This is a genomic window from Roseovarius tolerans (assembly GCF_028885395.1).
Taxonomy (GTDB): Bacteria; Pseudomonadota; Alphaproteobacteria; order Rhodobacterales; family Rhodobacteraceae; genus Roseovarius; species Roseovarius tolerans.
Genome location: NZ_CP118494.1, coordinates 2,671,623 through 2,694,984, shown reverse-complemented (window position 1 = coordinate 2,694,984; position 23,362 = coordinate 2,671,623). Strand labels below are relative to the sequence as shown.

The following is a 23,362-nucleotide window of genomic DNA, read 5'->3' as shown; positions in this document are numbered from 1 at the left end:
ACTCTCATATTCAAGTGCAGTTTCACCCAATGGAGAAGCCGAATGTCGTTGCATCGCCGTCATGTTCTGAGCCTCGCCGCCGGGGCCGTGGTCGCGCCCATGGTCTGGGCAGGGGGCGCGCGGGCGCAGGCGGGCAAGCTGTCGGTCGTTGCGACCACCGGCATGATCGCCGACGCCGCGCGCGTCGTGGGCGGTGATCTGATCGAGGTGCGCGGGCTGATGGGGCCGGGGATCGACCCGCATTCCTACCGGCAGACGCGCAGCGATATTGCGGCGCTCACCCGCGCCGATCTGGTGCTGTGGCACGGGCTCTATCTCGAGGCGCAGATGGAGGAGTTCCTGCTCAACCTGGCGGGGCGACAACCGGTCGTTGCCGTGGGCGAAGCGGTGCCGGAAGCGGCCCGCATCGGCCACGAGGAGTACGAGGGCCGCTTTGATCCGCATGTCTGGATGGTGCCCGATCTTTGGCTGCCGGTGGTGGACCGGGTGGCACGGGCGCTGAGCGATCTGCGCCCCGAGGACAGCGCCTTTTTCGAGGCCAACGCGCAGGCCTACAAGGATGAGATCACGGCGCTTGGGTCCTATGCTGAGGGTGTTCTGGCCTCGGTGCCCGAGCCTGCCCGCGTGCTGGTCACCGCGCATGACGCGTTCGGTTATTTCGGGCGGGCCTATGGCTATGAGGTCGAAGGCATTCAGGGCATTTCCACCGAGAGCGAGGCCGGTCTGGCGCGTATCCGCGACCTTGTCGATCTGCTGGTCGCGCGTGATATCCGGGCGGTCTTTGTCGAAAGCACCGTGTCGGATCGCAATGTGCGCGCGCTGATCGAAGGCGCGGCGGCGCAGGGCCACGAGGTGCGCGTGGGTGGTGAGCTCTTCTCAGACGCCATGGGCCTTCCCGGCAGCTACGAGGGCACTTATCTGGGCATGATCGACCACAACATGACCACCATCGCGCGCGCCCTTGGCGGCGAGGCACCCGCGCGGGGCCGTCTGGGCCGTCTGGCGGCGGGGAGTTGAGCATGGCACTGGAACTTGTCGGATCGGCTCCGGAACAGGACGATGATCTGCCGCTTTCGATCCGGGGGCTGACGGTTTCCTATGGTGAGAAGCCGGCGGTGTTTTCCGTCGATGTCGGCTTTCAGCCCGGTCAGATGACGGCGATTGTCGGCCCCAACGGGGCGGGCAAATCGACGCTGCTCAAGGCCGCGCTTGGTATTGTCACGCCGCTCTCGGGGCAGGTGCGCTGTCATGGCCGCCCGCTGGCGGAGATGCGCGCGCGCATCGCCTATGTGCCGCAGCGCGCGAGCGTGGATTGGGATTTTCCGGCGCGGGTGCTCGACGTGGTGCTGATGGGGCTCTACCGCGACCTGGGCCTTTTGGGACGCATCCGGGGGCAGCACCGGGCGCGGGCGATGGAGTGTCTGGCGCGGGTCGGGATGGAGGGCTTTGCCGCCCGCCAGATCGGCCAGCTTTCGGGCGGGCAGCAACAGCGGGTGTTTCTTGCCCGCGCGCTGGCGCAGGGGGCCGATCTCTACCTGCTGGACGAGCCTTTTGCCGGGGTCGATGCCGCCACCGAAAAGGCGATCATCACCGTGCTCAAGGATCTCAAGGCCGAAGGGGCCACGGTGGTTGCTGTGCATCACGATCTGGCCACGGTGCCCGACTATTTCGACCGGGTCTTCCTGATCAACACCACGGCGATTGCCGAGGGGCCGGTTTCGGACGTCTTCACGCCGGACAATCTGCAAACCGCCTATGGTGGGCGTCTGGCGCTCGCCCAGATGGGCGGCGTGGCGGCGGGGTAAGGGCATGCTGTGGCAGGCGCTTACGCTGCAATTGGGCTATAACGCCTCACTGGTCACCCTGGGGGCCGCGATGCTGGGCATGGCGGCGGGGGCGACGGGCACGTTCCTTTATCTCTCGAAACGCGCGCTGGTCAGTGACGCGATCAGCCATGCCACGTTGCCCGGTGTGGTGCTGGGCTTCATGGCGATGGTGGCCATCGGCGGCGACGGGCGCTTTCTGCCGGGGCTGATGCTGGGATCGGCGCTGTCGGCGGGTTTCGGGTTGCTGGCGGTGACTTGGCTCACCACCCGCACGCGGCTGGCCGAAGATGCGGCCATCGGGGCGGTGCTGTCGGTCTTTTTCGGCTTTGGCATCGTCCTGTTGACGGTGGTACAGGTGATGGACTCGGGCCGTCAGGCCGGGTTGGAGACGTTCCTGCTGGGGGCCACGGCGGGGATGCTGTGGAACGAGGCGATGCTGATCGCGGGGAGCGGCGCGCTGGTGCTGGCGCTTGTGGTGCTGTTGCGGCGACCGATGACGCTGGTGGCGTTCGACCCGGGCTATGCCATGGGGCAGGGGATCAGCCTGCGCGCGGTGGAATTGGCGATGATGGGGCTGGCGCTGGCGATCACGGTTGTGGGGCTCAAGGTCGTGGGGCTGGTGCTGATCGTGGCGCTGCTGATCATTCCGCCCGTCGCCGCGCGCTTCTGGTCCGAACGGGTCGGTGCGGTGGTGGCCATCGCCGGGCTGATCGGCGGGCTGTCGGGCTATGCGGGGGCGGCGATTTCGGCCACCGCCCCGGCGCTGCCCACCGGGCCGATCATCGTGCTGGCCGCCTTCGGGCTCTTCGTGCTGTCGCTCTTGCTGGCGCCGGGGCGCGGTGTGCTGGCGGCGGCGCTGCGGCATCTGCGGTTTCAACGGCGGGTGCATCTGCGGCAGGGCCTGCTGGCGCTGGCCACCGGGCAGCCGGTCTACGAGCCGCTGACGCTGCGCCTGATGCGCCGCGCTGGGCTGGTGCGCGGCGACGGTGTGGCGACCGAGGCCGGCCGGGCGATGGCGGCGCGCGCGCGGCTCGATGAGCGCCGCTGGCAGATATTGCGCAGCGATCCGGAATTCGAGGCGGCGGCGGCGCGCTACGATGGCCTGACCCCGCTGGAAGAGGTGCTGACCGCCGATCAGATCGCGGCGGTCGATCAGGGGCTGCGGCCCGAGGGGGCGGTGTGATGGGCGCGGATTTCGTCATGCTCTCGCTGACCCCGCTGCTGATCGGGATCGCCGCGGCGGTGGCCTGCGCGCTGCCGGGCAATTTCCTGTTGCTGCGCCGTCAGGCCCTGATCGGCGACGCGATCAGCCACGTGGTGCTGCCGGGCATCGTCGTGGCCTTTTTGCTGACCGGTGTCGTGGCGGCGCTGCCGATGATGCTGGGTGCGGGTGCGGCAGCGCTGGTCGCGGTGGTGCTGATCGAGGTCATTCGCAGGCTGGGCCGGATCGAGCCGGGGGCGGCGATGGGCGTGGTCTTTACCGCGATGTTCGCGGGCGGCGTGCTGCTGCTGGAGCAAAGCGCGACCTCGGGCGTGCATCTCGACGTGCAGCACGCGCTTTACGGCAATCTCGAAAGCCTGATCTGGCTCGATGGCTATGGCTGGGCGGCTCTGCTCGACCCGGACACCCTGCGCGCGCTGCCGCCGGAACTGCCGCGCATGGCGGCGGTGATGCTGGGCGTGGTGGTCTTTACCGCCGTAATGTGGCGGGCGCTGGTGATCTCCACCTTCGACGAGGGCTTTGCACGCAGCATGGGCCTGCCGGTGCAGGCGCTCAGCCTGTCGCTGATCGTGGTGGCGGCGATCGCAGCGGTGGCGGCGTTCGACGCGGTCGGCTCGATCATCGTGATCGCGATGTTCATCTGCCCGCCTGCGGCGGCGCGGATGATGACCAACCGGATGGGCGCGCAGGTGGCGTGGAGCGTGGGCTTTGCCGTTCTCTCGGCGGTCTCGGGCTATGTGCTGGCGGGCTACGGCCCCTTGTGGCTGGGCTATGACAATGCGGTGAGTGCGGCGGGCATGATCGCGACCGTGTCTGGCGTGATCCTGGGGCTGGCGGCCCTCGCCGGGCCTTGCCGCACCGGCGGCGATGCGCAGGCGCGCGGGTTCGGGTGAGCCGGCCGTTGCGGGGGGAAGCCGTTTGCAAACGGCTTCCAAAGCGGCGTCGACGCCGCTTTCACGCGCTTTGCAAAGCGCGTTCAAGGCCCTTGCAAGGGCCTTGCGCGGCGGCCCCCGGGCGGGCACTCAGGTAAAGCGGTTGTCGCGGGGAAAACCGCGCGGGGCCATGCGGCCGGAACTGGCGCGTTTGGCCCGCCATTCGGTCAGATCCGTTTCAGTGCGCGTGCGCCCCGCCGGATCAAGCCAGCTGAGCCCTTCGGACAGGGTGAAGGTGGTGGCATCCGACAGCCCGCCATCCTTGTATTTCTGTAGCCGCACCCCCTTGCCGCGCGTCAGTTCCGGCAACTCATCAAGGGCAAAGACCAGAACCTTGCGGTTTTCGCCGACGCAGGCGACGTGATCGCCGGTCACCGGGCGGCAGACCTGCGCGCGGGCGGGCTCGCGCAGGTTCAGCACCTGCTTGCCGCTGCGGGTCTGGGCGACGATCTCGTCCTCGGGCACGACAAAGCCATCCCCCGCCGAGGAGGCCACCAGAAGTTTGCGGCCCGGTTTGTGGATGAGCAGATCGACGATCCCGGCCTCGTTGGGCAAATCGACCATCAGGCGCAGCGGCTCGCCCATGCCGCGCCCACCGGGCAGGTTGGCCGCCGAGAGCGTGTAGAACCGCCCGTTGCTGCCGAAGACAAGGATGCGGTCCGTCGTTTCGGCGTGGAACATGAAGCGCGGGGCGTCGCCGTCCTTGAACTTCAACTCGCGACCCAGGTCGATATGTCCGGTGAGGGCACGTATCCAGCCCATCTGGCTGCAGACCACGGTGATCGGCTCGCGGTCGATCATCGCCTCGAGCGGCACATCCTCGATCTTGCCCGCCTCGGCGAATTGCGTGCGTCGGGCGCCGATCGGATGATCCTTGCCGAAGGTCTTTTTCACCTCGCGCAGCTGGTCGGCGACCGCGGCCCATTGCAGGGATACGTCGTCGAGCAGGTCCTCGAGCCCGGCGCGTTCTTCCATCAGCGCGTCGCGCTCGCGTTTGAGCTCCATTTCCTCGAGCCGGCGCAGGCTGCGCAGGCGCATGTTGAGAATGGCCTCGGCCTGCACGTCCGACAGCCCTTCTTCATCGGTTGGGGCAGGGGGTACGTAATCGGCCTCGGACGTGGCGCGGGTGAAGGTGCGGCCCCAATCCTCGCGCATCAGCGCCGGTTTGGGCTCTTCGTCATAGCGGATGATGTCGATAACCCGGTCGAGGTTGAGGAAGGCGACGATCAGCCCTTCCAGAACTTCGAGACGGTGGTCGATCTTTTCCATCCGGTGCTGCGAGCGGCGCAGCAGCACCTCCTGCCGGAAATCGAGGAAGGCGCGCAGCACCTCCTTGAGCGAGCAGACCCGGGGCGTCACCCCGTCGACCAGCACGTTCATGTTGAGCGAGAAGCGCAGTTCCAGGTCGGAATTGCGATACATCAGCCCCATCAGGACCTCTGGATCGACGTTCTTCGAGCGCGGCTCCAGAATGAGGCGCACGTCATCGGTGCTCTCGTCGCGGACATCGGCCAGCACGGGGATCTTGCGGGTCTGGATCAGTTCGGCGATGCGCTCGATCAGCTTGGATTTCTGCACCTGGTAGGGAATTTCCGTGACCACGATCTGCCATTGGCCGCGGCCCATATCCTCGACCTCCCACTTGCAGCGCAGGCGGAACGCGCCGCGTCCGGTGCGGTAGGCCTGCGCGATGCTTTCGGGCGGCTCGACGATGACGCCGCCGGTGGGGAAATCGGGGCCGGGGATGTAGTTCAGCAGCGTGTCGTCGCGCGCATCGGGCGTCTTGATCAGGTGAATGCAGGCGTCGATCAATTCGGCGATGTTATGCGGCGGGATGTTGGTGGCCATACCGACGGCAATCCCCGACGAGCCGTTGGCCAGCAGGTTCGGGAAGGCGGCGGGCAGCACCACCGGCTCGCGCAGGGTGCCGTCGTAGTTGTCGCGGTAATCAACCGCATCCTCGGCGAGGCCGTCGAGCAGCGCCTCGGCAAAGGGCGTCATCCGCGCCTCGGTGTAGCGCGAGGCGGCGGGGTTGTCGCCGTCGATATTGCCGAAATTGCCCTGGCCGTCCACCAGCGGGTAGCGCACCGCGAAATCTTGTGCGAGGCGGGCCATGGCATCGTAGATCGCGGCATCGCCATGCGGGTGATAGTTGCCCATTACGTCGCCGGAAATCTTGGCGGATTTGCGAAATCCTCCGGTGCTGGCAAGCCTCAGTTCGCGCATCGCGTAGAGGATGCGCCGGTGCACCGGCTTCAACCCGTCGCGCGCATCGGGCAGCGCGCGATGCATGATCGTCGAGAGCGCATAGGTCAGGTAGCGGTCGCCGATGGCACGGCGCAGCGGCTCTGATGTCGCTTCGGGCATCATGTTGGGGTCGTCGATCAAATCACTCATGGATATTGTGATATCGCCACGGGAATGCACCGTAAAGCGGGGATCGGGGCAGGCGGCGTAAACTTTCCTGATTTTCCCCGTCGCGGGAACGCGCGAATCGGCTATTATGAGGTAGCTGCCAAGCTTTTTGACATGTGTGTGTAATCGGGGGATGCGCGATGTGGCGCTTTATTTTGCTGAGCTTTGTTTTTCTGGGCTGGGGATTTTACGAGATGAGTGGCGGGGCGGAGTATCGTCCCTCGGCCAACTCCATTCAGATGCGGGCGACGCTCGACAATCAAAGACCGAAACCGCGCCCGCTGCGGGTGAACGTGATCGAGATCGCGCAGGACGGCCTGCCGCAGCCCGACACGCGGGTGACGCGCACGGTCACCTCGCTGCATGGTCTGGGCCTGACCATGGGACAGCGGGTGGAAGTGACACTCGCCTCGGCGGCGGAGGGTGACGTGTCCCGGCCCTCTGCCGCCGTCGAACCTGTCGAACCTGATCTTGCCGGGCCCGAGACCCCCGAGATCACGGTGCCGACCGTCGCCGTTGCGCGCAGCGAAACGCCCATCGGCGTGGCGGTGCCCGGTGACGCGGTGTCGTCATTCGCGCCGGTGACCGAGACGCGCCGTGTTGCGGGCACATCCGTCAACCTGCGCACCGGGCCGGGCACCGCCTTTGGCGCGATCACCAGTCTTGCACGCGGGACCGAGGTGATCGTGCTGCGTGATCCGGGCAATGGCTGGATCAAGCTGCGGGTGGCCGGGACGGGGCGCATTGGGTGGATGGCCGACCGGCTTTTGACGGTGGCGTCCGAGTAGGCTTGCGTTGCGGGCAGGGACCGGTCACAAACCCCGCCATGAGCAAGAAAACTATCCTGATCACCGGGTGCTCGTCGGGCATCGGATATGACGCGGCGCACGGGTTGCGGGAGCGAGGCTGGCGGGTGTTTGCCGCCTGCCGCGCGCAGGCCGATTGCGACCGGCTGCGCGCCGAGGGGTTCGAGGCCCCGCGCATCGACTACGAGGACGAGGCCAGCATCGCCTCGGGCCTCGCCGAGGTGCTGGAGGCCACGGGCGGGCGGCTTGATGCGCTGTTCAACAACGGGGCCTATGCCGTGCCCGGCCCGGTCGAGGATGTGCCGACCGAGGCGCTGCGCACGATTTTTCAGGCCAACCTGATCGGCTGGCATGATCTGACGCGGCAAGTGATCCCGGTAATGCGCGCGCAGGGGCATGGCCGGATCGTGCAATGCTCGTCGGTGCTGGGCCTCGTGGCGATGAAATGGCGCGGTGCCTATGTGGCGACCAAGTTCGCGCTGGAGGGGCTGAGCGATGCGATGCGGATGGAGTTGTCGGGGACCGGCATAGAGGTGTCGATTCTCGATCCCGGACCGATCGAGACGGCGTTTCGCCAGAATGCGATCAAGCAGTTCGAGAAGTGGATCGACTGGGAAAACTCGGTTCGCGTGGAGGAATATCGTGCCGATCTTTTGACCCAGCTTTACGAGGGCAGCAGCAAGGGGCCGCAATGGCCGGCCGGGGCGGTCACGAAGAAACTGGTGCATGCGCTAGAGGCCGCGCGCCCCAAGCCGCGATATTATGTGACAACACCGACCTATGTAATGGGCGTGCTGCGCCGGGTTCTGCCTGCGCGCGCGCTCGACTGGATCATTTCCAAGGGCTGAGCCGTGCGGCTGTCAGGGCGGCCCGCGTCACATTTTCTCTTTCGCTTTTGGCCGCGCCCCGCCTAGATGTGCCCCACGTGACCGACTCGGAAAGGACGCCTTATGTGGAAAGACCCGTTATTCCTGCTTGTGGCTGCGGGCTGTGCCGTCGTGGCGATCATCCTTATCCGCGGCATTGCCACCTTCGGCAAGGAAGGGGTGGAGAATGCCAAACGGTCCAACAAGTACATGCGGTGGCGGCTGATTGCGCAGTTCGTGGCCATCGTTCTCATTCTGATTTTCGTTTATTTCCGCAGGCAGGGAGGCTGAGCCGATGGTGGTTCTCAACAAGATTTACACGCGCACCGGGGACGCGGGCGAAACCGCGCTGGGCAATGGCACGCGGGTGGCCAAGCATTCGGCGCGGGTCACGGCCTATGGCACCGTCGATGAGCTGAACGCCACGCTCGGCCTTGCCCGGCTGCATGCCTCGGGTGAGACCGACGCGGCGCTGGCGCGCATTCAGAACGACCTCTTTGATCTGGGGGCCGATCTGTGCCGCCCGGACATGGAAAAGGACGAAGAGTCCGAATATCCGGTGCTGCGCATGGTGCCCGCGCAAGTCGACCGGCTGGAGGCCGAGATCGACGCGATGAACAAGCATCTGGAGCCGCTGCGCAGTTTCATCCTGCCCGGCGGCAGCGCGCTCTCGGCGCATCTGCATCTGTGCCGTACCGTGTCGCGCCGGGCCGAGCGGCTGACGGTGGAGTTGTCGGCATTGGAACATGTGAACGACGCTGCCGTGCGCTATCTCAACCGGCTGAGCGACTGGTTCTTTGTCGCCGCCCGGATGGCAAATGACGGCGGCAAGGAGGATGTGCTGTGGGTTCCGGGCGCGAACCGCTGAAACACTCCTGCAACGATCCTGTCGTGAAAAGCCCGAAACGCGACGTCGCCGGGCTCTGACGTGACGATTTTACTCTGTTTTCGCGCGTCCTGACCCGGTATCAACGCGCGAGACGAATGAGACGAAGAGTCGGACCGGCTCTTCACCACTTTAAGGGAGACCATGCCAATGAAGGTTCTAGTGCCTGTCAAACGCGTGATCGATTATAACGTGAAGGTTCGCGTCAAGGCGGATGGAAGCGGTGTCGATCTTGCCAATGTGAAGATGTCGATGAACCCGTTCGACGAGATTGCCGTCGAAGAGGCGATTCGCCTGAAAGAGGCGGGCAAGGCCGACGAGGTGATCGCCGTCTCCATCGGCGTGAAGCAGGCGCAGGAAACGCTGCGCACGGCATTGGCCATGGGCGCGGATCGTGCGATCCTCGTGGTGGCCGCCGACGATGTGCATCAGGATATCGAGCCTCTGTCCGTGGCGAAAATCCTTGCGAAAATCGTCGAGGAAGAGGCCCCCGGCCTCGTGCTCTGCGGCAAGCAGGCGATCGACAATGACATGAACGCCACCGGGCAGATGCTCTCGGCGCTGCTGGGCTGGTCGCAGGCGACATTTGCCTCAAAACTGGAGATCGAGGGCGACAGCGCGCTCGTGACCCGTGAGGTCGATGGCGGGTTGCAGACGATCAAGGTGGGCATGCCCGCCATCGTCACGGTCGACCTGCGTCTCAACGAGCCGCGCTATGCCAGCCTTCCCAACATCATGAAGGCGAAGAAAAAGCCGCTCGATGAGAAGACCGCCGCCGATTACGGTGTGGACGTGACACCGCGTCTGGAAGTCACCGGCACGGCAGAGCCCGAGGCCCGCAAGGCCGGCGAAATCGTGGGCTCGGTCGATGAGCTTGTTGCGAAACTCAAGGAAGCGGGGGCCGTCTGATGTCTGTACTTCTTCTTGCCGAAGTCACCGATGGTGATCTCAATCTCGATGCGACCTCCAAGGCGGTGACCGCCTCTGCGAAACTGGGCGATGTGACGGTGCTCTGCGCCGGGGCCTCTGCTGCGGCGGCGGGCGAGGCGGCGGCCAAGATCGCCGGTGTCGCCAAGGTGCTGGTGGCCGAGGATGGCTCGCTCGGGCATCGTCTGGCCGAGCCGACGGCGGCGCTGATCGTCAGCCTCGCGGGGGATTACAGCCACATCGTGGCCCCGGCCACGACCGACGCCAAGAATGTGCTGCCGCGCGTCGCGGCGCTCTTGGATGTGATGGTGATCTCCGACGCCTCGGGCGTGGTCGATGCCGACACGTTCGAGCGGCCGATCTACGCGGGCAACGCGATCCAGACCGTGAAATCGCGCGATGCCAAGAAGGTCATCAGCTTCCGCACCTCGACGTTTGATGCGGCGGGCGAACAGGCGGCGGCCCCGGTCGAGACCATCTCGGCAGCGGACAATCCCGGCCTGAGCGAATGGGTCGAGGATAAGGTGGCGGCCTCGGATCGCCCCGAACTCACCTCGGCGGGTGTCGTGGTCTCGGGCGGTCGCGGTGTCGGCAGCCAGGACGATTTCGCGCTGATCGAGAAACTGGCGGACAAGCTGGGCGCTGCCGTGGGCGCAAGCCGGGCCGCAGTCGATTCGGGCTATGCGCCGAATGACTGGCAGGTTGGTCAGACCGGCAAGGTCGTGGCCCCCGATCTCTATGTCGCCGTCGGCATCTCGGGTGCGATTCAGCACCTCGCCGGCATGAAGGACAGCAAGATCATCGTCGCGATCAACAAGGACGAAGAGGCGCCGATCTTTAAGGTGGCCGATTACGGGCTGGTGGCTGACCTCTTCACCGCCCTGCCGGAACTGACTGAAAAGCTCTGAGTCCCTTTGACACCGGAGCAAGGCCCGCGCCCAACCGGCGCGGGTTTTTTCATGCCTCGGTCAGCGCGCGCAGAGCGGGCAGCAGGGCCTGCGCCGCCTCGGCATGGGCGAGCGGGCCGGGCAGGTCGGCGGCGGCGCTTTCCTCCATCGGTGAGAAACGCATGCCGCGCGTGCCCTGGTTGCGCGCGGTATTGCTGATCACCACCTGTGTCAGGTGGGCGGCGCGCGGGCGGATGGCGCGCATCATCGCAAGGCTCACAAAGGCCGGATCGTCGCAGATCTCTGTGGAATTCGGGTTCGGCCCCGGGGCGTGATTGGCCAGCCACAACAGAATGACGGGCCGGTCGATAAGAGCGATGGCGCGCTGCATCCGGTCGATCCAGATATCCTGCAGGCTGTCGCGCAGCAGCGTGAAACGCTCCGGCGCGAGCGCGGCAAGCCGCCGCATCATGTGGCGGGTGAAGTGGAATTCGGTAAAGTCCACCTCCGGATAAAGACGGCGCAGCCGGGCGCTGGCGCTGACAAAGCGGTCGTTGCGGCGCGGATGCACGTCGTAATAGAGGTTCGAGAGGTTCATCGCGCAGGGCACCTGCAGAACCACGGCAGAGGCCCCACGCACGAGATCCAGCAATCCCGCATCGCGCAGGAAGACGTCCGGCCCGGCATTGGGCAGGCCGAAATTGACGCAAGGCCGACCAAGATCCGCCTCAAGCCGTTCAGGCCAGGGCCGGTCGAGGAACTTGCCATGCGTCTCGGTGCCGCCCAGACAGGCGACATACTCACCCGAAAGGTCACGCAGCGGTCCGCGAAATGTAAGTTTAGACGTGCCGTATCGCACAGGCTTGTAGTCAAGGGGCGTGCGCCCCATGCGTTCGAAGACCATCGGTCCCACCCCTTATATCAAGTCACCCGGACGCAGGATTTTCTGATTCCCGTTTCCATTCCCTTAAACGTCGAATTCGCGGATAAGTTTAGGCACCCGCGGCCCTTGCGGCCCGGCCCTGCTGGGGCCTATGCTGGCGCGGCAAAACCACGAGGATCGGGCGATGGAAATCAGGACAATCGGCGTTGTCGGCGCGGGGCAGATGGGCAACGGGATCGCGCATGTCATGGCGCTGGCGGGCTACGAGGTGGCGCTGAACGATATCAGCCGTGAGGCGCTCGACAAGGCGATGGCGACGATCCGCAAGAACCTTGACCGGCAGGTGAGCCGGGAAAAGATCACCCAAGACGAGCTCGAGGTCGCGCTTGCGCGGATCACCACGACGCAAACCCTGACCGATCTGGGCCCGAGCGACCTGATCATCGAGGCCGCGACCGAGCGCGAGGCCGTGAAACAGGCGATCTTCGACGAGTTGCTGCCGCATCTGGGGCCGCAGACGATCCTGACCTCGAACACCTCGTCGATCTCGATCACCCGGCTTGCGAGCCGCACCGACCGGCCCGAGAAATTCATGGGGTTTCATTTCATGAACCCGGTGCCGGTGATGCAGCTGGTGGAACTCATTCGCGGCATCGCCACCGACAAGGATACGTTCGAGGCCTGCCGCGCGGTGGTGGACAAACTGGGCAAGACGGCGGCCAGCGCCGAGGATTTCCCGGCCTTCATCGTCAACCGCATCCTGATGCCGATGATCAACGAGGCGGTCTATACGCTCTATGAGGGGGTGGGCAACGTGCAGTCCATCGACCAGTCGCTGAAACTGGGGGCCAACCACCCGATGGGGCCGCTGGAACTGGCGGATTTCATCGGGCTCGACACCTGTCTTGCGATCATGAACGTGCTGCATGACGGGCTGGCGGATACCAAGTACCGGCCCTGTCCGCTGTTGACCAAGTATGTCGAGGCGGGTTGGCTGGGGCGCAAGGCCGGGCGCGGGTTCTATGACTATCGCGGCGAGGAGCCGGTGCCGACGCGGTGAGGGTAGGGGTGGGCTGGAACTGTCGTTGACGGTTTCAGAGATAAGCCGCGCGGTGCCCGATCGCCGGGTGGGCGCCGCAACCTCGGGGGACCGCACTTTATGCCAGCCAAGCACTCCCGCGTTTTCAATGGTTTGGAACGTTGAAAAAGCGCCCGCCCGAGGGGGCGGTCGGGCGCTGCGCGGCGGTGCCTGCGGCACCTTGATTCCGCGCATTGGCGCTGCGCTTGAATGGTAGATTCAGTCCAACCCTGCCGCCACTCACACCGCCTCGGCCATTAGCCAGACGCCGCCTTCGGGGCGCAGGGTCAGGATCATCACCGGGGCCGGATCGCGCCCGGGCACCGGCGTGAAGCGAAAGCGCGCGAGCAGCGTGGCAAGCACGATCACCGCTTCCTGCAGCGCAAAGCTGGCTCCGATGCAGATGCGCGGCCCGTCACCGAAGGGCAGGTAGGCGTAGCGCGGGATGCCTTTGCGGTCGGCAAATCGATCGGGATCGAAGGCGTCGGGGGCCTCCCACAGCAGGTGGTTGCGATGCAGCGCGTAGATCGGGATCATCACCGTGTCGCCGGGCCGGATCTCGCGCCCGCAGAGTGTATCGGCCGCCTGCGCCGTGCGCGAGATCAGGCCCGCAGGCGGATAGAGGCGCAGCGCCTCGTCGATGATCTGACGGATGAAGGGCAGCTTTGCGACGTCCGCGCCGGTGGCGGCGCGGCCCTCTAGCACCGCTTGCGCCTCGGCGCGGGCGCGGTCCTGCACCTGTTGGTCATAGGCGCAGAGGTAGAGCGACCAGCCGAGCGCCAGGGCGGTGGTCTCGTGGCCCGCCACGATGAAGGTCAGCAGGTTGTCGCGCAGTTCCGGCGTGCTCATCCGGCGCTTGGTCTCTGGGTCCGCGCCGTCGAGCAGCAGGTCGAGCAGGTCGGGCACCGCGCGGGGGCCGCGCGCGCGGCGCGCCTCGACCGCCTCGTCGGCGCTGCGCTTCATCTCGGCCATCGCGCCGCCCGACATCACCCGCGCCGGGCGCGGCACCCAGTCGGGCAGGCCGAGGATGTCGAAGAGCGACAGACGGCCCGCCTCGGCGATATAGGCGTCGATGCCGCGATGCACCGCGTCGAGATCGAACCCGCCGTCGCCCGAAAAGGTGACATCGGCGATCACGTCGAAGGTGGTGCGCACCATGTCGGCGGCCATGTCGATGGCGCGCGGCCCGGTCGCGGCGATACGCTCGGCGCTGCGTTTGGCGGCATCGGTCATGACCGGGGCGAGGTTCATCACGTTGCGATGCGAGAACGCGGGGGCCGCTGTGCGCCTCTGCCAGCGCCAATGCGCGCCCTCGGCGATGAAGAGCGACTCGCCGATCGCCGGGCGCAGCAGGTTCTTGGTGACCAGCGACTTGGGGTAATTGTCGAGGTTTTCCAGAAGCATGCGCCGGATCGCATCCGGGTCCATCACCATGTGCCAGCGCTTGCCTGTGCGCCCCGAGACCATCGGCTGGCGGGTGGCGAGATCGGGGATGATCGACAGCACGTTGCGCCGCGCGGCGCGTAATGATCCCAGCACGCCCAGGGGTTCGGTGACAAGCGGGACACGGACGGGCGGCCGGGTGATCTGGCTCTGTGGCATGGGGCACCTCTGCGCGATTGCCCTAGATATAGGATGACGGCCCGATCCGGGCAAATGATTGCGTGCCGCCGCGCTCTGGGGTATTGCGGCGCGAGTTTGCCTAGTCCGGGATGATACGGAATGACGCGTTTGCTTGCCCTTCTGGGGCTTATCTTCATCACCGCCTGCACCAATCCGAACGATCTGGATGAGGCGCCTGCCTATCTTGGCAATTTCCAGTTGGGGCACAATGTTGTCGTCGCTCCGAACCTGACCAAGGGCCCGGCATCGCGCGAGGCTTCGCAGGAAGAGTGGGTCGCCGCCGTGACCGAGGCGATGACCGACCGGTTCACCCGCTATCAGGGCTCCAAACTCTATCACCTGGGTGTCAGCATCGAGGGCTATGTGCTGGCCGTGCCGGGGGTGCCGATCGTGGCCTCGCCGAAATCGGCGCTGATCCTGCATGTCACCGCATGGGATGACGCGGCGGGCAAAAAGCTCAACCCCGAGCCGCATATGGTCACCGTGGTCGAGAGCATTTCGGGCGCGACCTTTCTCGGCTCCGGCTTGACCCAGAGCAAGGAGGTCCAGCTCCAGAACCTCAGCCGCAATGCCGCCAAGCAGATCGAGACCTGGCTGGTGCGTCAGAACCAGAAATTCGGCTGGTTCGAGGATGACGGTGTGCCCGCGTCGGAAAAGAGCGACGACGAGTTGACGCGCACGGCACCCGCTGCCGATGAGACACCCGCCGCAGGTGAGGCCGCAGCGCGTGTCGAGAGCGGCGACGCGCCGCTCACCCCGGCCGAGCAGGCGACGGCGGCGGTCGAGATCATTGAGGAGCCCGATGTCGCACCGCGCGTGATCGAATGATCCGCAGCCGCCGCTCAGGCCGCCCGTGCCGCGCGCGGGCAGGCGTGGGCGAGGTTGGGCTTGATTTTCCCGTCCAGACTCAATAAACGGCGCGCGGAGCAACAATCGGGCCACGACGGCCCCCCAACTGACAAGGCGCCCACGACCATGGCAAAGGAAAAGTTTGACCGTTCGAAACCGCATGTGAACATCGGCACGATCGGGCATGTGGACCACGGCAAGACGACGCTGACGGCGGCGATCACGAAGTATTTCGGGGATTTCCGGGCCTATGACCAGATCGACGGCGCGCCCGAGGAGAAGGCCCGCGGGATCACGATCTCGACCGCGCATGTGGAATACGAGACCGACACGCGTCACTACGCGCATGTCGATTGCCCCGGCCACGCCGACTACGTCAAGAACATGATCACCGGTGCCGCGCAGATGGACGGCGCGATCCTGGTGGTGAACGCCGCCGACGGCCCGATGCCGCAGACCCGCGAGCACATCCTGCTGGGTCGCCAGGTCGGCATTCCGTTCATGGTCGTCTACATGAACAAGGTCGATCAGGTCGATGACGAGGAGCTGCTGGAGCTGGTGGAGATGGAGATCCGCGAGTTGCTGACCTCCTACGACTATCCCGGCGACGACATTCCGATCGTCAAGGGGTCGGCGCTGGCGGCGATGAACGGCACCGATCCGGAGATCGGCGAGAACTCGATCAAGGAGCTGATGGCGGCTGTGGACGAGTATATCCCGACGCCGGCGCGCGCCGTGGACCTGCCCTTCCTGATGCCGATCGAGGACGTGTTCTCGATTTCCGGCCGTGGCACGGTTGTGACCGGCCGGGTCGAGCGTGGCGTCGTGAACGTCGGTGACGAGCTCGAGATCGTCGGCATCAAGGACACCCGCAAGACGACCTGCACCGGTGTCGAGATGTTCCGAAAGCTCTTGGATCGTGGCGAGGCGGGCGACAATATCGGCGCACTGCTGCGCGGCATCGACCGTGAGGGCGTGGAACGTGGCCAGGTGCTGTGCAAGCCCGGTTCGGTCAAGCCGCACACCAAGTTCGAGGCCGAAGCCTATATCCTGACCAAGGAAGAGGGTGGCCGTCACACGCCGTTCTTCGCCAACTACCGCCCGCAGTTCTACTTCCGCACCACGGATGTGACCGGCACGGTGAACCTGCCCGAGGGCACGGAGATGGTGATGCCCGGCGACAACCTCAAGTTCGAGGTCGAGCTGATCGCCCCGATCGCCATGGAAGACGGCCTGCGTTTCGCCATCCGCGAAGGCGGCCGCACCGTCGGCGCCGGCGTCGTCGCGAAGATCATCGAGTGATCTTTCGGTCAGAGTGATTGTAAGGGGCGTCCTTCGGGGCGCCCTTTTCTTTTTGTGGTGGGGCCGTGAGCACGGATGTTCTATCAAGACAGCCCGCGCAGCCAGTCTTCGCTCCCGTCGTCGAGGCGTGCAGGTCTTCGTGCTGAGCCGGGTTATCTATATTGCGGTCTATGTCGCGGGCGTGGCGATGGTGCGTTCGGTGGTGTTCATGGCCGGGTTCATCGGGCTGGTGATCATGGCGCTGGCGCTATTTTGAGGCAGATAACACTCACGGACCTGCCTTGGATCGGGGCCGTCCCTTGCGGGGCGGTCGCGGCTGTTTTCGGGCTTTGGCCGCTGGAATGGGGCAATCTGCCGCGCCGCGCAGCGGCGGCGATCACGGCACGTACGGTCCTGCGGCGGCGGCACGCTGTGGCCTGTGGGGGGCGAATTCGTGATGTATTTCAATGCGCGGGGCGGTGTTCTGCACCTGCATAGTCGGCTCTGCATGCAACGGTATTCTGATAACGTATTGAATTATTGACTTTTTTCCAATCTTCGGCAGGCTTTGCGCAAAGGGAAGAGACCGGGATATGGACACACTCAACATCGCAGCCTGGGCGGGGCGCAGTCAGGTGAGGGAGGGCGGCATCACCGCTGCATTGGCGGCGCAATTGCACGCCACGCTGGGTGTTACCGGACAGCCTGCGCCGGGGCAGGGCGAGGACATGCCCGCGCTCTGGCACTGGTGTGGCTTCAACCCGACCGCGCCGCTTGCCGAACTGGCGCGGGACGGGCATCCGGTGCTGGGCGATTTCCTGCCGCCGGTGCGCCTGTCGCGGCGCATGTGGGCGAGCGGACAGCTCAGGCTGGGCGCGCCGTTGCGGGTGGGTGAGGCGCTGCGCCAACGCTCGCATCTGGCAAGGATCGAGGAAAAGCAGGGCCGCGCCGGACCGATGGTTCTGGTGACGGTGGAGCATCAGGTCTTCGGCGAGCGCGGGCTGGCCATCGAAGAGGTGCAGAACATCGTCTATCTCGATATCCCCGAGGCATTCTCACCTCCTGCGAAACAACCTATGCCGGAGGTCGCCGCCCTGCACGAGGTGCGCCCGCTGAGCGAGGCGCTCTTGTTTCGCTACTCGGCGCTGACTTTCAACGCGCATCGTATTCATTACGACCTGCCCTATGCGCAGGAGGTCGAGCACTATCCCGGCCTTGTCGTGCATGGGCCGTTGCAGGCAACGTGGCTGATGCAGGCGGCGTCCCGTGTGCGGGGGCGCAGGCCTGCGTTCTTTGATTTTCGGGCGGTGCATCCGATGCTGTTGACCGACAGCCGCGAGGCCGAGATCATGGCGGTCGAGGAGGAAGACGGCGCGCTGCGGCTGATGAGCGGGCAGGAGGGCCATCAATGCATGCAGGCGACGGCGATATGGGAGGAGACGCTATGAGCGGAATACTCAAGGGAATGCGCGTGGTCGAGGGATCGGCCTTTGTCGCGGTGCCGCTGGCGGGAATGACGCTGGCGCAGATGGGGGCCGAGGTGATCCGCTTCGACCGGATCGGAGGCGGGCTCGATGCCGGGCGCTGGCCGCTGGCACCTTCGGGCCAGAGCCTTTTCTGGGCCGGGCTCAACAAGGGAAAGAAATCCATCGCCGTGGACATGCGCCGCCCCGAGGGGCGCGAGCTTGTCACCCGGATCGTCACCGCGCCGGGCGAGGATGCGGGGATGTTCCTGACCAATCTGCGGGTGCGTGGCTGGATGGATTACGAGACGCTGAGCAAGTTTCGCGAGGACCTGATCATGGTCACACTGATGGGCGACCGGCAGGGTCGCCCGCAGGTGGATTATACGGTGAACCCGGCCTTGGGCGTGCCCGCGATGACCGGCCCGGTGGGCTGGCCGGAACCGGTGGCGCATGCGCTGCCCGCCTGGGATCTGGTGGCCGGGCAATTGGTGGTGTCGGCGCTGCTGGCCGCCGAGCGTGACCGCTTGCGGCGCGGGCATGGCCAGGAGGTGGAACTGTCGCTCAAGGACGTGGCGGCGGCGGTGATGGGTCATCTGGGCCTGATCGGCGATGCGGTGGTCAATGACAGCGACCGGCCGAAATCCGGCAACGCGCTCTACGGCGCTTACGGTCAGGATTTCGTCTGTGCCTGCGGACGGCGGGTGATGGTCATTGGCCTAACCAACCGGCAATGGCGCGGGCTGGTCAAGGCGACCGGCACCGATGCGGCGATGACGGATCTGACTGAGCGCACGGGGCGCGATCTGAATGACGAAGGTGTGCGCTGGGAACTGCGCCGCGAGATCACCGCGATCCTGCGCCCGTGGTTCGCAAGCCGCGAGGTGAGTGAATTCGCGGAGGATTTCGACGCGGCGGGGCTGACATGGTCGGTGTTTCGCACCATGCGCGAGGCGCTGGTCGAGGATGCCGACCTGAGCGCGGCGAACCCGATGTTCCAGACGCTTGATCAGCCGGGGCTGGGCGAATTTCCGGTGCCCGGGCATCCGGCGGTCTTTTCCGGGCATGGCCGCAGCGCGCCGCGCGCGGCCCCGGTTCTGGGGGCCGATACCGAGGCGGTGCTGGGCGACGTTGTGGGGCTTGATGACACCGAGATCGCACAGCTTTTCGACAGCGGCGTGGTGCAGAGCCCGCGTTTCAAGGCGCGTCCGGCAGCGTGATTCCGCGCGAGGTCAGGGGCAGGTCAGGACAGGGCGCGTGGCGCATCTGCCGGGCGTTCCGCCCGACCTGCGATTAGTGTCTGGCACCCGCTTGACGCCCGTGTCGAAAATCAATAACACCGCCGCAGTCTAGGGGTATAGCTCAGCTGGTAGAGCGACGGTCTCCAAAACCGTAGGTCGCGGGTTCGAACCCTGCTGCCCCTGCCATTTTCCAGATCGCTGCATGTTTGCTCCGGGTGGCATCCACCACGCGAGTCGGGCGCGTCTTGATGGGGCCTTGAGCGCTTTGAGCCTCCCGCCATGGTTGAGTGACGCGCGCCCAAATCGCAAAATGCGCGCAAAATATAGCCTAAATGTGGTGAAAATCGGAATTGCCCCGTTTTCGCCGCAGGCTCGCCACGTTCTCGCCACATTTGCGCCCCACCGTCACCATTAATCGACGCATGCCGCCCGGATTCGGGCCGTCGATCCGCGTGGGGGCGTGGAAAGAAGAGTTTTATTGCCATGGAATACGATTTGCGTCGGGCCGGGGGCTCCGACTTGTATCCGCCACATCCTGATCGGGAATTCGAGGGGCGTCCGCCGCCCGACGCGGCATCGACCGATATTGCGGTGCAGAATGCCATCGCGACGATCAACTCGATCATGAACGAGGATCGTCGCCGCGCCAATATCGATACGTTGCCCGATCTTGCGCCACAGGTGGCGCTGCAGTCGGTTCAGCCACATGCCAAGAAAAAACCTCAGAAAGCCAAGGCCGCGCCCAAGGCGCGCGTCGGCTTCTGGTCCCGGCTTCGGGCGTTTCGTCCGGAGCCGCGACATGCGACCTGGGCGCTGGTCTTCGCGGCGGTGCTGATCTGGCCGAGAGCGGTTCTGATCGTGGGCTTCGCGCTGTTCTGCCTTGCGCTTATCGGCGTTGCCATCTTCGGACCGGAACGGATGACAGGTCTGCGCGATCGGCTGCGCGGCGGCGCGGAGATCGCCCTGCCGCAGATCGGCATCGGGCGGCTGCGTGATATCGTGGCGCGGCTGCGCGCCGCGCGTGAGGTGGAGCCGGACCCGTTCGAGGGGCGGCCTGATCCGTTCGAGCGCATCGCGCGCGATCCGCACTAGTCGGTCAAGGGGCGGCCATCGGCCCTTGAATTCGCCGGACAGCGGGCGTATGTCGGCGCGCAGTAGCGAAATCATGGAAGACAGCGCAGATGGCACGCACGAACCCGCTTCAGTTCATTCAGCAGGTCCGCTCGGAAGTGGCCAAGGTGGTTTGGCCCACCCGCCGCGAGGTGCTGTTGACCACGGTCATGGTGTTTATCATGGCCACGCTGACCGCGATCTTCTTTGCGCTGGTCGATCTGGGTATCCGCAGTGGATTGCAGGGCGTGCTGGGCCTGTTTGGCTGAGCGACTCATTAATTCGTTGCCGGGCCTTGAATTCGTGAACGATCAAAGGTAGTTGACGCAACACTTCTGGACATGGCGCGCGGCGATTCGGGTTGCGCGCCGCTTTTCGTTTCAGAGCGTGCGGGTGCAACCGCTTGGAAGAATACGAAAATCCGGCCTGGGCCGGTAAGAACAAAGGCATAGGGCGACGATGGCAAAGCGGTGGTACTCGGTCAGTGTTCTCTCGAATTTCGAGAAGAAGATCGCCGAGCAGATCAGACAATCCGTCACCGACAACAGTCTCGAGGACGAGATTGACGAGGTGCTGGTTCCCACCGAAGAGGTGATCGAGATCCGCCGTGGCAAGAAGGTGACTGCCGAACGTCGCTTCATGCCCGGCTATGTGCTGGTGCATATGGAGATGTCGGATCGCGGCTATCACCTGATCAACTCGATCAACCGCGTCACCGGCTTTCTGGGTCCGCAGGGCCGTCCGATGCCGATGCGCGACGCCGAAGTGCAGTCGATTCTCGGCCGCGTGCAGGAGGGCGAGGAAAGCCCGCGCACGCTCATCCACTTTGAGGTGGGCGAGAAGGTCAAGGTCAATGACGGCCCGTTCGAGGATTTCGACGGCATGGTCGAATATGTCGACGAGGACAACCAGCGCCTGAAGGTGTCGGTGTCGATCTTTGGCCGGGAAACCCCGGTCGAACTGGAATTCACACAGGTCACCAAACAGGCCTGATGATGTGAGCCGTGGGAGGCGAGGTGGCCGCGGCCATCGGACCGGACCACACAACAAGAGAACCGAAGGGGCGCGCCCCGACGGTGTTGGACCAAAAGGAGAGGCCACATGGCCAAGAAACTCGTAGGGACGCTCAAGCTGCAGGTGAAAGCCGGGCAAGCCAACCCCAGCCCGCCCGTCGGCCCCGCATTGGGCCAGCGCGGCATCAACATCATGGAATTCTGCAAGGCGTTCAACGCCAAGACCGCGGACATGGAGCCGGGCGCCCCGTGCCCGACCGTGATTTCCTATTATCAGGACAAGTCCTTTGACATGGTGATCAAGACGCCGCCGGCGTCCTATTACCTCAAGAAGGCCGCCAAGCTGCAATCCGGCTCCAAGACACCGGGCCGCGCCTCTGCCGGTACCGTGAGCACCAAGCAGGTGCGCGAGATCGCCGAAGCGAAGTGGCAGGACCTGAACGCGAACGACGTCGAAGCCGCGATGAAGATCATCCTCGGCTCCGCGCGTTCCATGGGCATCGAGGTGAAGTAAGATGGCAAAGCTTGGAAAACGGACCCGTGCCCTGCGTGAAGCAGCGACTGGCAAAGACAACCTGACCGTCGAAGACGCGGTCGCCCTGATCAAGGGTAACGCCACCGCGAAATTCGACGAGACCGTCGAAATTTCGATGAACCTCGGCGTTGACCCGCGTCACGCAGACCAGATGGTGCGCGGCGTCGTCGGCCTGCCCAACGGCACCGGCAAGACCGTGCGCGTCGCCGTCTTCGCCCGCGGTGCCAAGGCTGAAGAGGCCGAGGCCGCTGGTGCGGATATCGTCGGCGCAGAGGACCTGATGGAGACCGTGCAGGGCGGCAAGATCGAGTTTGATCGCTGCATCGCCACGCCCGACATGATGCCCGTCGTGGGCCGGTTGGGCAAGGTGCTGGGCCCGCGCAACCTGATGCCGAACCCCAAGGTGGGTACGGTGACGATGGACGTGGCGCAGGCGGTCAAGGATGCCAAAGGCGGCCAGGTGCAGTTCAAGGCCGAGAAGGCCGGTGTCGTGCATGCCGGTGTCGGCAAGGCGTCATTTGATGCCGAAAAGCTGGCCGAGAATGTCCGCGCTTTCGTCTCTGCCGTGCAGAAGGCGAAACCGGCAGGCGCCAAGGGCACCTATGTCAAGAAGATCAGCCTGACCTCGACGATGGGTGCAGGCGTGTCGATCGACGTCAGCAGCGCCGCTGTCGAATAAGAATTTGCATCCGGGGTTTCGACCCCGGGGCGAATGGCAGGGCCACAATCGGCCCTGTCCTGTCCGAGACGGAGGGTTCATCGCAGTCGCGGTGAATAATTCCTTCCTGAGATGGGGAACGAGATGAGATTTCCAGCCTGGGCATTTGCCCTCGGGTGATCTTGGCCTCGGGACCCTGAGATTGGACCCGAACGCCGCCCTGCAAGGGGTGGCACAACTGAGCCGGGGGGAAACCCCCAAATTTGGAGTGAAACTGTGGATAGAGCCCAGAAAGAGAAAGTGGTCGAGGAACTCGGCCAGATCTTCGAAAGCTCTGGCGTCGTAGTGGTTGCCCACTACACGGGTCTTACAGTTGCCGAAATGCAGGATCTGCGTGCCCGCGCCCGTGCGGCAGAGGCATCGGTTCGTGTTGCAAAGAACAGGCTCGCCAAGATCGCCCTTGAGGGCAAGCCGTGCGCAAGCATTGCAGACTACCTCTCGGGTATGACCGTACTCACCTTCTCCGAAGACCCCGTGGCAGCAGCCAAGGTCGCGGAGGGCTTTGCCAAGGACAACAAGAAGTTTGAAATCCTTGGTGGGGCAATGGGCGAGACGGCACTGGACCGTGCCGGTGTTGAAGCTACGTCGAAACTGCCGTCGCGCGATGAACTCATCGCGACGATTGCAGGCATGATCGGCGCACCTGCTTCGAACATCGCGGGGGCCATTGGCGCACCTGCTTCGAACATCGCGAGCATCCTTTCGACCATCGAAGAGAAGGCCGAAGCCGCGTAAGGCATACTGTAACATTCGCGTAGGGTTTACTTCCCGACGTTGGAACACATCTAGAGAACGGAAAGA

25 protein-coding genes and 1 tRNA gene are annotated in these 23,362 nt (G+C 65.0%); 23 read left to right on the top strand and 3 right to left on the bottom strand.

Annotation, left to right across the window (positions count from 1 at the left end; all coding sequences use genetic code 11):
* The first annotated feature begins 42 nt into the window (after positions 1-42).
* The 4 genes from PVU19_RS13260 to PVU19_RS13245 are packed head-to-tail and all read left to right on the top strand — an operon-like array spanning position 43 to position 3,941.
* Positions 43-1,017, top strand: a complete 975-nt coding sequence (locus PVU19_RS13260) for a metal ABC transporter solute-binding protein, Zn/Mn family (protein WP_050663964.1) — start codon at positions 43-45, stop codon at positions 1,015-1,017.
* A 2-nt stretch (positions 1,018-1,019) separates the two neighbouring features.
* A complete protein-coding gene (locus PVU19_RS13255; protein ID WP_050663965.1) occupies positions 1,020-1,805 on the top strand; it encodes a metal ABC transporter ATP-binding protein in 786 nt (261 codons plus the stop codon).
* 4 nt (positions 1,806-1,809) lie between these two features.
* Positions 1,810-3,009 (top strand): metal ABC transporter permease, encoded by a 1,200-nt coding sequence (locus PVU19_RS13250; protein WP_050663970.1) that lies wholly within the window; start codon positions 1,810-1,812, stop codon positions 3,007-3,009.
* Entirely contained in the window at positions 3,009-3,941 is a 933-nt protein-coding gene (locus tag PVU19_RS13245) for a metal ABC transporter permease (protein ID WP_200901883.1), read from the top strand. The genes PVU19_RS13250 and PVU19_RS13245 overlap by 1 nt, the downstream gene beginning before the upstream one ends.
* Before the next feature lie 129 nt (positions 3,942-4,070).
* Here PVU19_RS13245 and parC read toward each other — a convergent pair whose 3' ends face one another.
* Positions 4,071-6,377, bottom strand: coding sequence for a DNA topoisomerase IV subunit A (gene parC / locus PVU19_RS13240; RefSeq protein ID WP_050664268.1), 2,307 nt, complete (start codon positions 6,375-6,377; stop codon positions 4,071-4,073).
* 158 nt (positions 6,378-6,535) lie between these two features.
* Here parC and PVU19_RS13235 point away from each other — a divergent pair, with 158 nt between their 5' ends.
* The 6 genes from PVU19_RS13235 to PVU19_RS13210 all read left to right on the top strand — a co-directional run bounded on the left by PVU19_RS13235 (position 6,536) and on the right by PVU19_RS13210 (position 10,788).
* A complete protein-coding gene (locus PVU19_RS13235) occupies positions 6,536-7,183 on the top strand; it encodes an SH3 domain-containing protein (RefSeq protein WP_050664269.1) in 648 nt (215 codons plus the stop codon).
* A gap of 38 nt (positions 7,184-7,221) precedes the next feature.
* A complete protein-coding gene (locus tag PVU19_RS13230; RefSeq protein WP_050664270.1) occupies positions 7,222-8,049 on the top strand; it encodes an SDR family oxidoreductase in 828 nt (275 codons plus the stop codon).
* Positions 8,050-8,151: 102 nt separating this feature from the next.
* Positions 8,152-8,358, top strand: a complete 207-nt coding sequence (locus PVU19_RS13225; protein WP_050664271.1) for a twin transmembrane helix small protein — start codon at positions 8,152-8,154, stop codon at positions 8,356-8,358.
* 4 nt (positions 8,359-8,362) lie between these two features.
* Entirely contained in the window at positions 8,363-8,935 is a 573-nt protein-coding gene (locus PVU19_RS13220) for a cob(I)yrinic acid a,c-diamide adenosyltransferase (protein ID WP_050664272.1), read from the top strand.
* Between the two features lie 168 nt (positions 8,936-9,103).
* Positions 9,104-9,862, top strand: coding sequence for an electron transfer flavoprotein subunit beta/FixA family protein (locus tag PVU19_RS13215; protein ID WP_050664273.1), 759 nt, complete (start codon positions 9,104-9,106; stop codon positions 9,860-9,862).
* Entirely contained in the window at positions 9,862-10,788 is a 927-nt protein-coding gene (locus tag PVU19_RS13210; protein ID WP_050664274.1) for an electron transfer flavoprotein subunit alpha/FixB family protein, read from the top strand. Before PVU19_RS13215 ends, PVU19_RS13210 begins: the two co-directional genes overlap by 1 nt.
* A 49-nt stretch (positions 10,789-10,837) precedes the next feature.
* Here the strand turns inward: PVU19_RS13210 and PVU19_RS13205 are convergent, their stop codons facing one another.
* Positions 10,838-11,671 carry a DUF6473 family protein gene (locus PVU19_RS13205; RefSeq protein WP_050664275.1) on the bottom strand — a complete coding sequence of 278 codons (834 nt, stop codon included), beginning with the start codon at positions 11,669-11,671 and terminating at the stop codon, positions 10,838-10,840.
* 163 nt (positions 11,672-11,834) lie between these two features.
* On the opposite strand from PVU19_RS13205, the gene PVU19_RS13200 reads away from it, so the two are divergent.
* Positions 11,835-12,710 (top strand): 3-hydroxybutyryl-CoA dehydrogenase, encoded by an 876-nt coding sequence (locus PVU19_RS13200; RefSeq protein ID WP_050664278.1) that lies wholly within the window; start codon positions 11,835-11,837, stop codon positions 12,708-12,710.
* Positions 12,711-12,968: 258 nt separating this feature from the next.
* Here the strand turns inward: PVU19_RS13200 and PVU19_RS13195 are convergent, their stop codons facing one another.
* Positions 12,969-14,330 (bottom strand): cytochrome P450, encoded by a 1,362-nt coding sequence (locus PVU19_RS13195; RefSeq protein ID WP_050664276.1) that lies wholly within the window; start codon positions 14,328-14,330, stop codon positions 12,969-12,971.
* A gap of 120 nt (positions 14,331-14,450) precedes the next feature.
* Between PVU19_RS13195 and PVU19_RS13190 the strand changes: the two genes are divergently transcribed.
* The 12 genes from PVU19_RS13190 (at position 14,451) to rplJ (ending at position 23,296) form a co-directional block, all read left to right on the top strand.
* Positions 14,451-15,179: a hypothetical protein gene (locus tag PVU19_RS13190; protein WP_050664277.1), complete on the top strand. Its 729-nt coding sequence runs from the start codon at positions 14,451-14,453 to the stop codon at positions 15,177-15,179.
* Between the two features lie 147 nt (positions 15,180-15,326).
* Complete coding sequence (gene tuf, locus PVU19_RS13185; protein ID WP_274789771.1) at positions 15,327-16,502, top strand: elongation factor Tu; 1,176 nt, start codon at positions 15,327-15,329, stop codon at positions 16,500-16,502.
* A 139-nt stretch (positions 16,503-16,641) separates the two neighbouring features.
* Positions 16,642-16,758: an MAPEG family protein gene (locus PVU19_RS19350; protein WP_338049890.1), complete on the top strand. Its 117-nt coding sequence runs from the start codon at positions 16,642-16,644 to the stop codon at positions 16,756-16,758.
* A gap of 316 nt (positions 16,759-17,074) precedes the next feature.
* Positions 17,075-17,929 carry an HTD2 family dehydratase gene (locus tag PVU19_RS13180; RefSeq protein ID WP_050663734.1) on the top strand — a complete coding sequence of 285 codons (855 nt, stop codon included), beginning with the start codon at positions 17,075-17,077 and terminating at the stop codon, positions 17,927-17,929.
* Positions 17,926-19,164, top strand: a complete 1,239-nt coding sequence (locus PVU19_RS13175; RefSeq protein ID WP_050663733.1) for a CoA transferase — start codon at positions 17,926-17,928, stop codon at positions 19,162-19,164. The genes PVU19_RS13180 and PVU19_RS13175 overlap by 4 nt, the downstream gene beginning before the upstream one ends.
* 131 nt (positions 19,165-19,295) lie before the next feature.
* A tRNA-Trp gene (locus tag PVU19_RS13170) sits at positions 19,296-19,371 on the top strand.
* A gap of 297 nt (positions 19,372-19,668) precedes the next feature.
* Complete coding sequence (locus PVU19_RS13165) at positions 19,669-20,277, top strand: hypothetical protein (protein ID WP_050663732.1); 609 nt, start codon at positions 19,669-19,671, stop codon at positions 20,275-20,277.
* Positions 20,278-20,366: 89 nt separating this feature from the next.
* Positions 20,367-20,564 carry a preprotein translocase subunit SecE gene (secE, locus tag PVU19_RS13160; protein ID WP_050663731.1) on the top strand — a complete coding sequence of 66 codons (198 nt, stop codon included), beginning with the start codon at positions 20,367-20,369 and terminating at the stop codon, positions 20,562-20,564.
* 190 nt (positions 20,565-20,754) lie between these two features.
* The gene (nusG, locus tag PVU19_RS13155) at positions 20,755-21,288 is read left to right on the top strand and encodes a transcription termination/antitermination protein NusG (RefSeq protein WP_050663730.1); all 534 of its coding nucleotides are present in this window, start codon (positions 20,755-20,757) and stop codon (positions 21,286-21,288) included.
* 108 nt (positions 21,289-21,396) lie between these two features.
* Complete coding sequence (rplK, locus tag PVU19_RS13150) at positions 21,397-21,822, top strand: 50S ribosomal protein L11 (RefSeq protein ID WP_050663729.1); 426 nt, start codon at positions 21,397-21,399, stop codon at positions 21,820-21,822.
* A gap of 1 nt (position 21,823) precedes the next feature.
* Positions 21,824-22,522: a 50S ribosomal protein L1 gene (rplA, locus tag PVU19_RS13145; protein ID WP_050663728.1), complete on the top strand. Its 699-nt coding sequence runs from the start codon at positions 21,824-21,826 to the stop codon at positions 22,520-22,522.
* Between the two features lie 255 nt (positions 22,523-22,777).
* On the top strand, positions 22,778-23,296 hold the full coding sequence (gene rplJ, locus PVU19_RS13140; RefSeq protein ID WP_050663727.1) for a 50S ribosomal protein L10: 519 nt from the start codon (positions 22,778-22,780) through the stop codon (positions 23,294-23,296).
* The last annotated feature ends 66 nt before the right edge of the window (positions 23,297-23,362 follow it).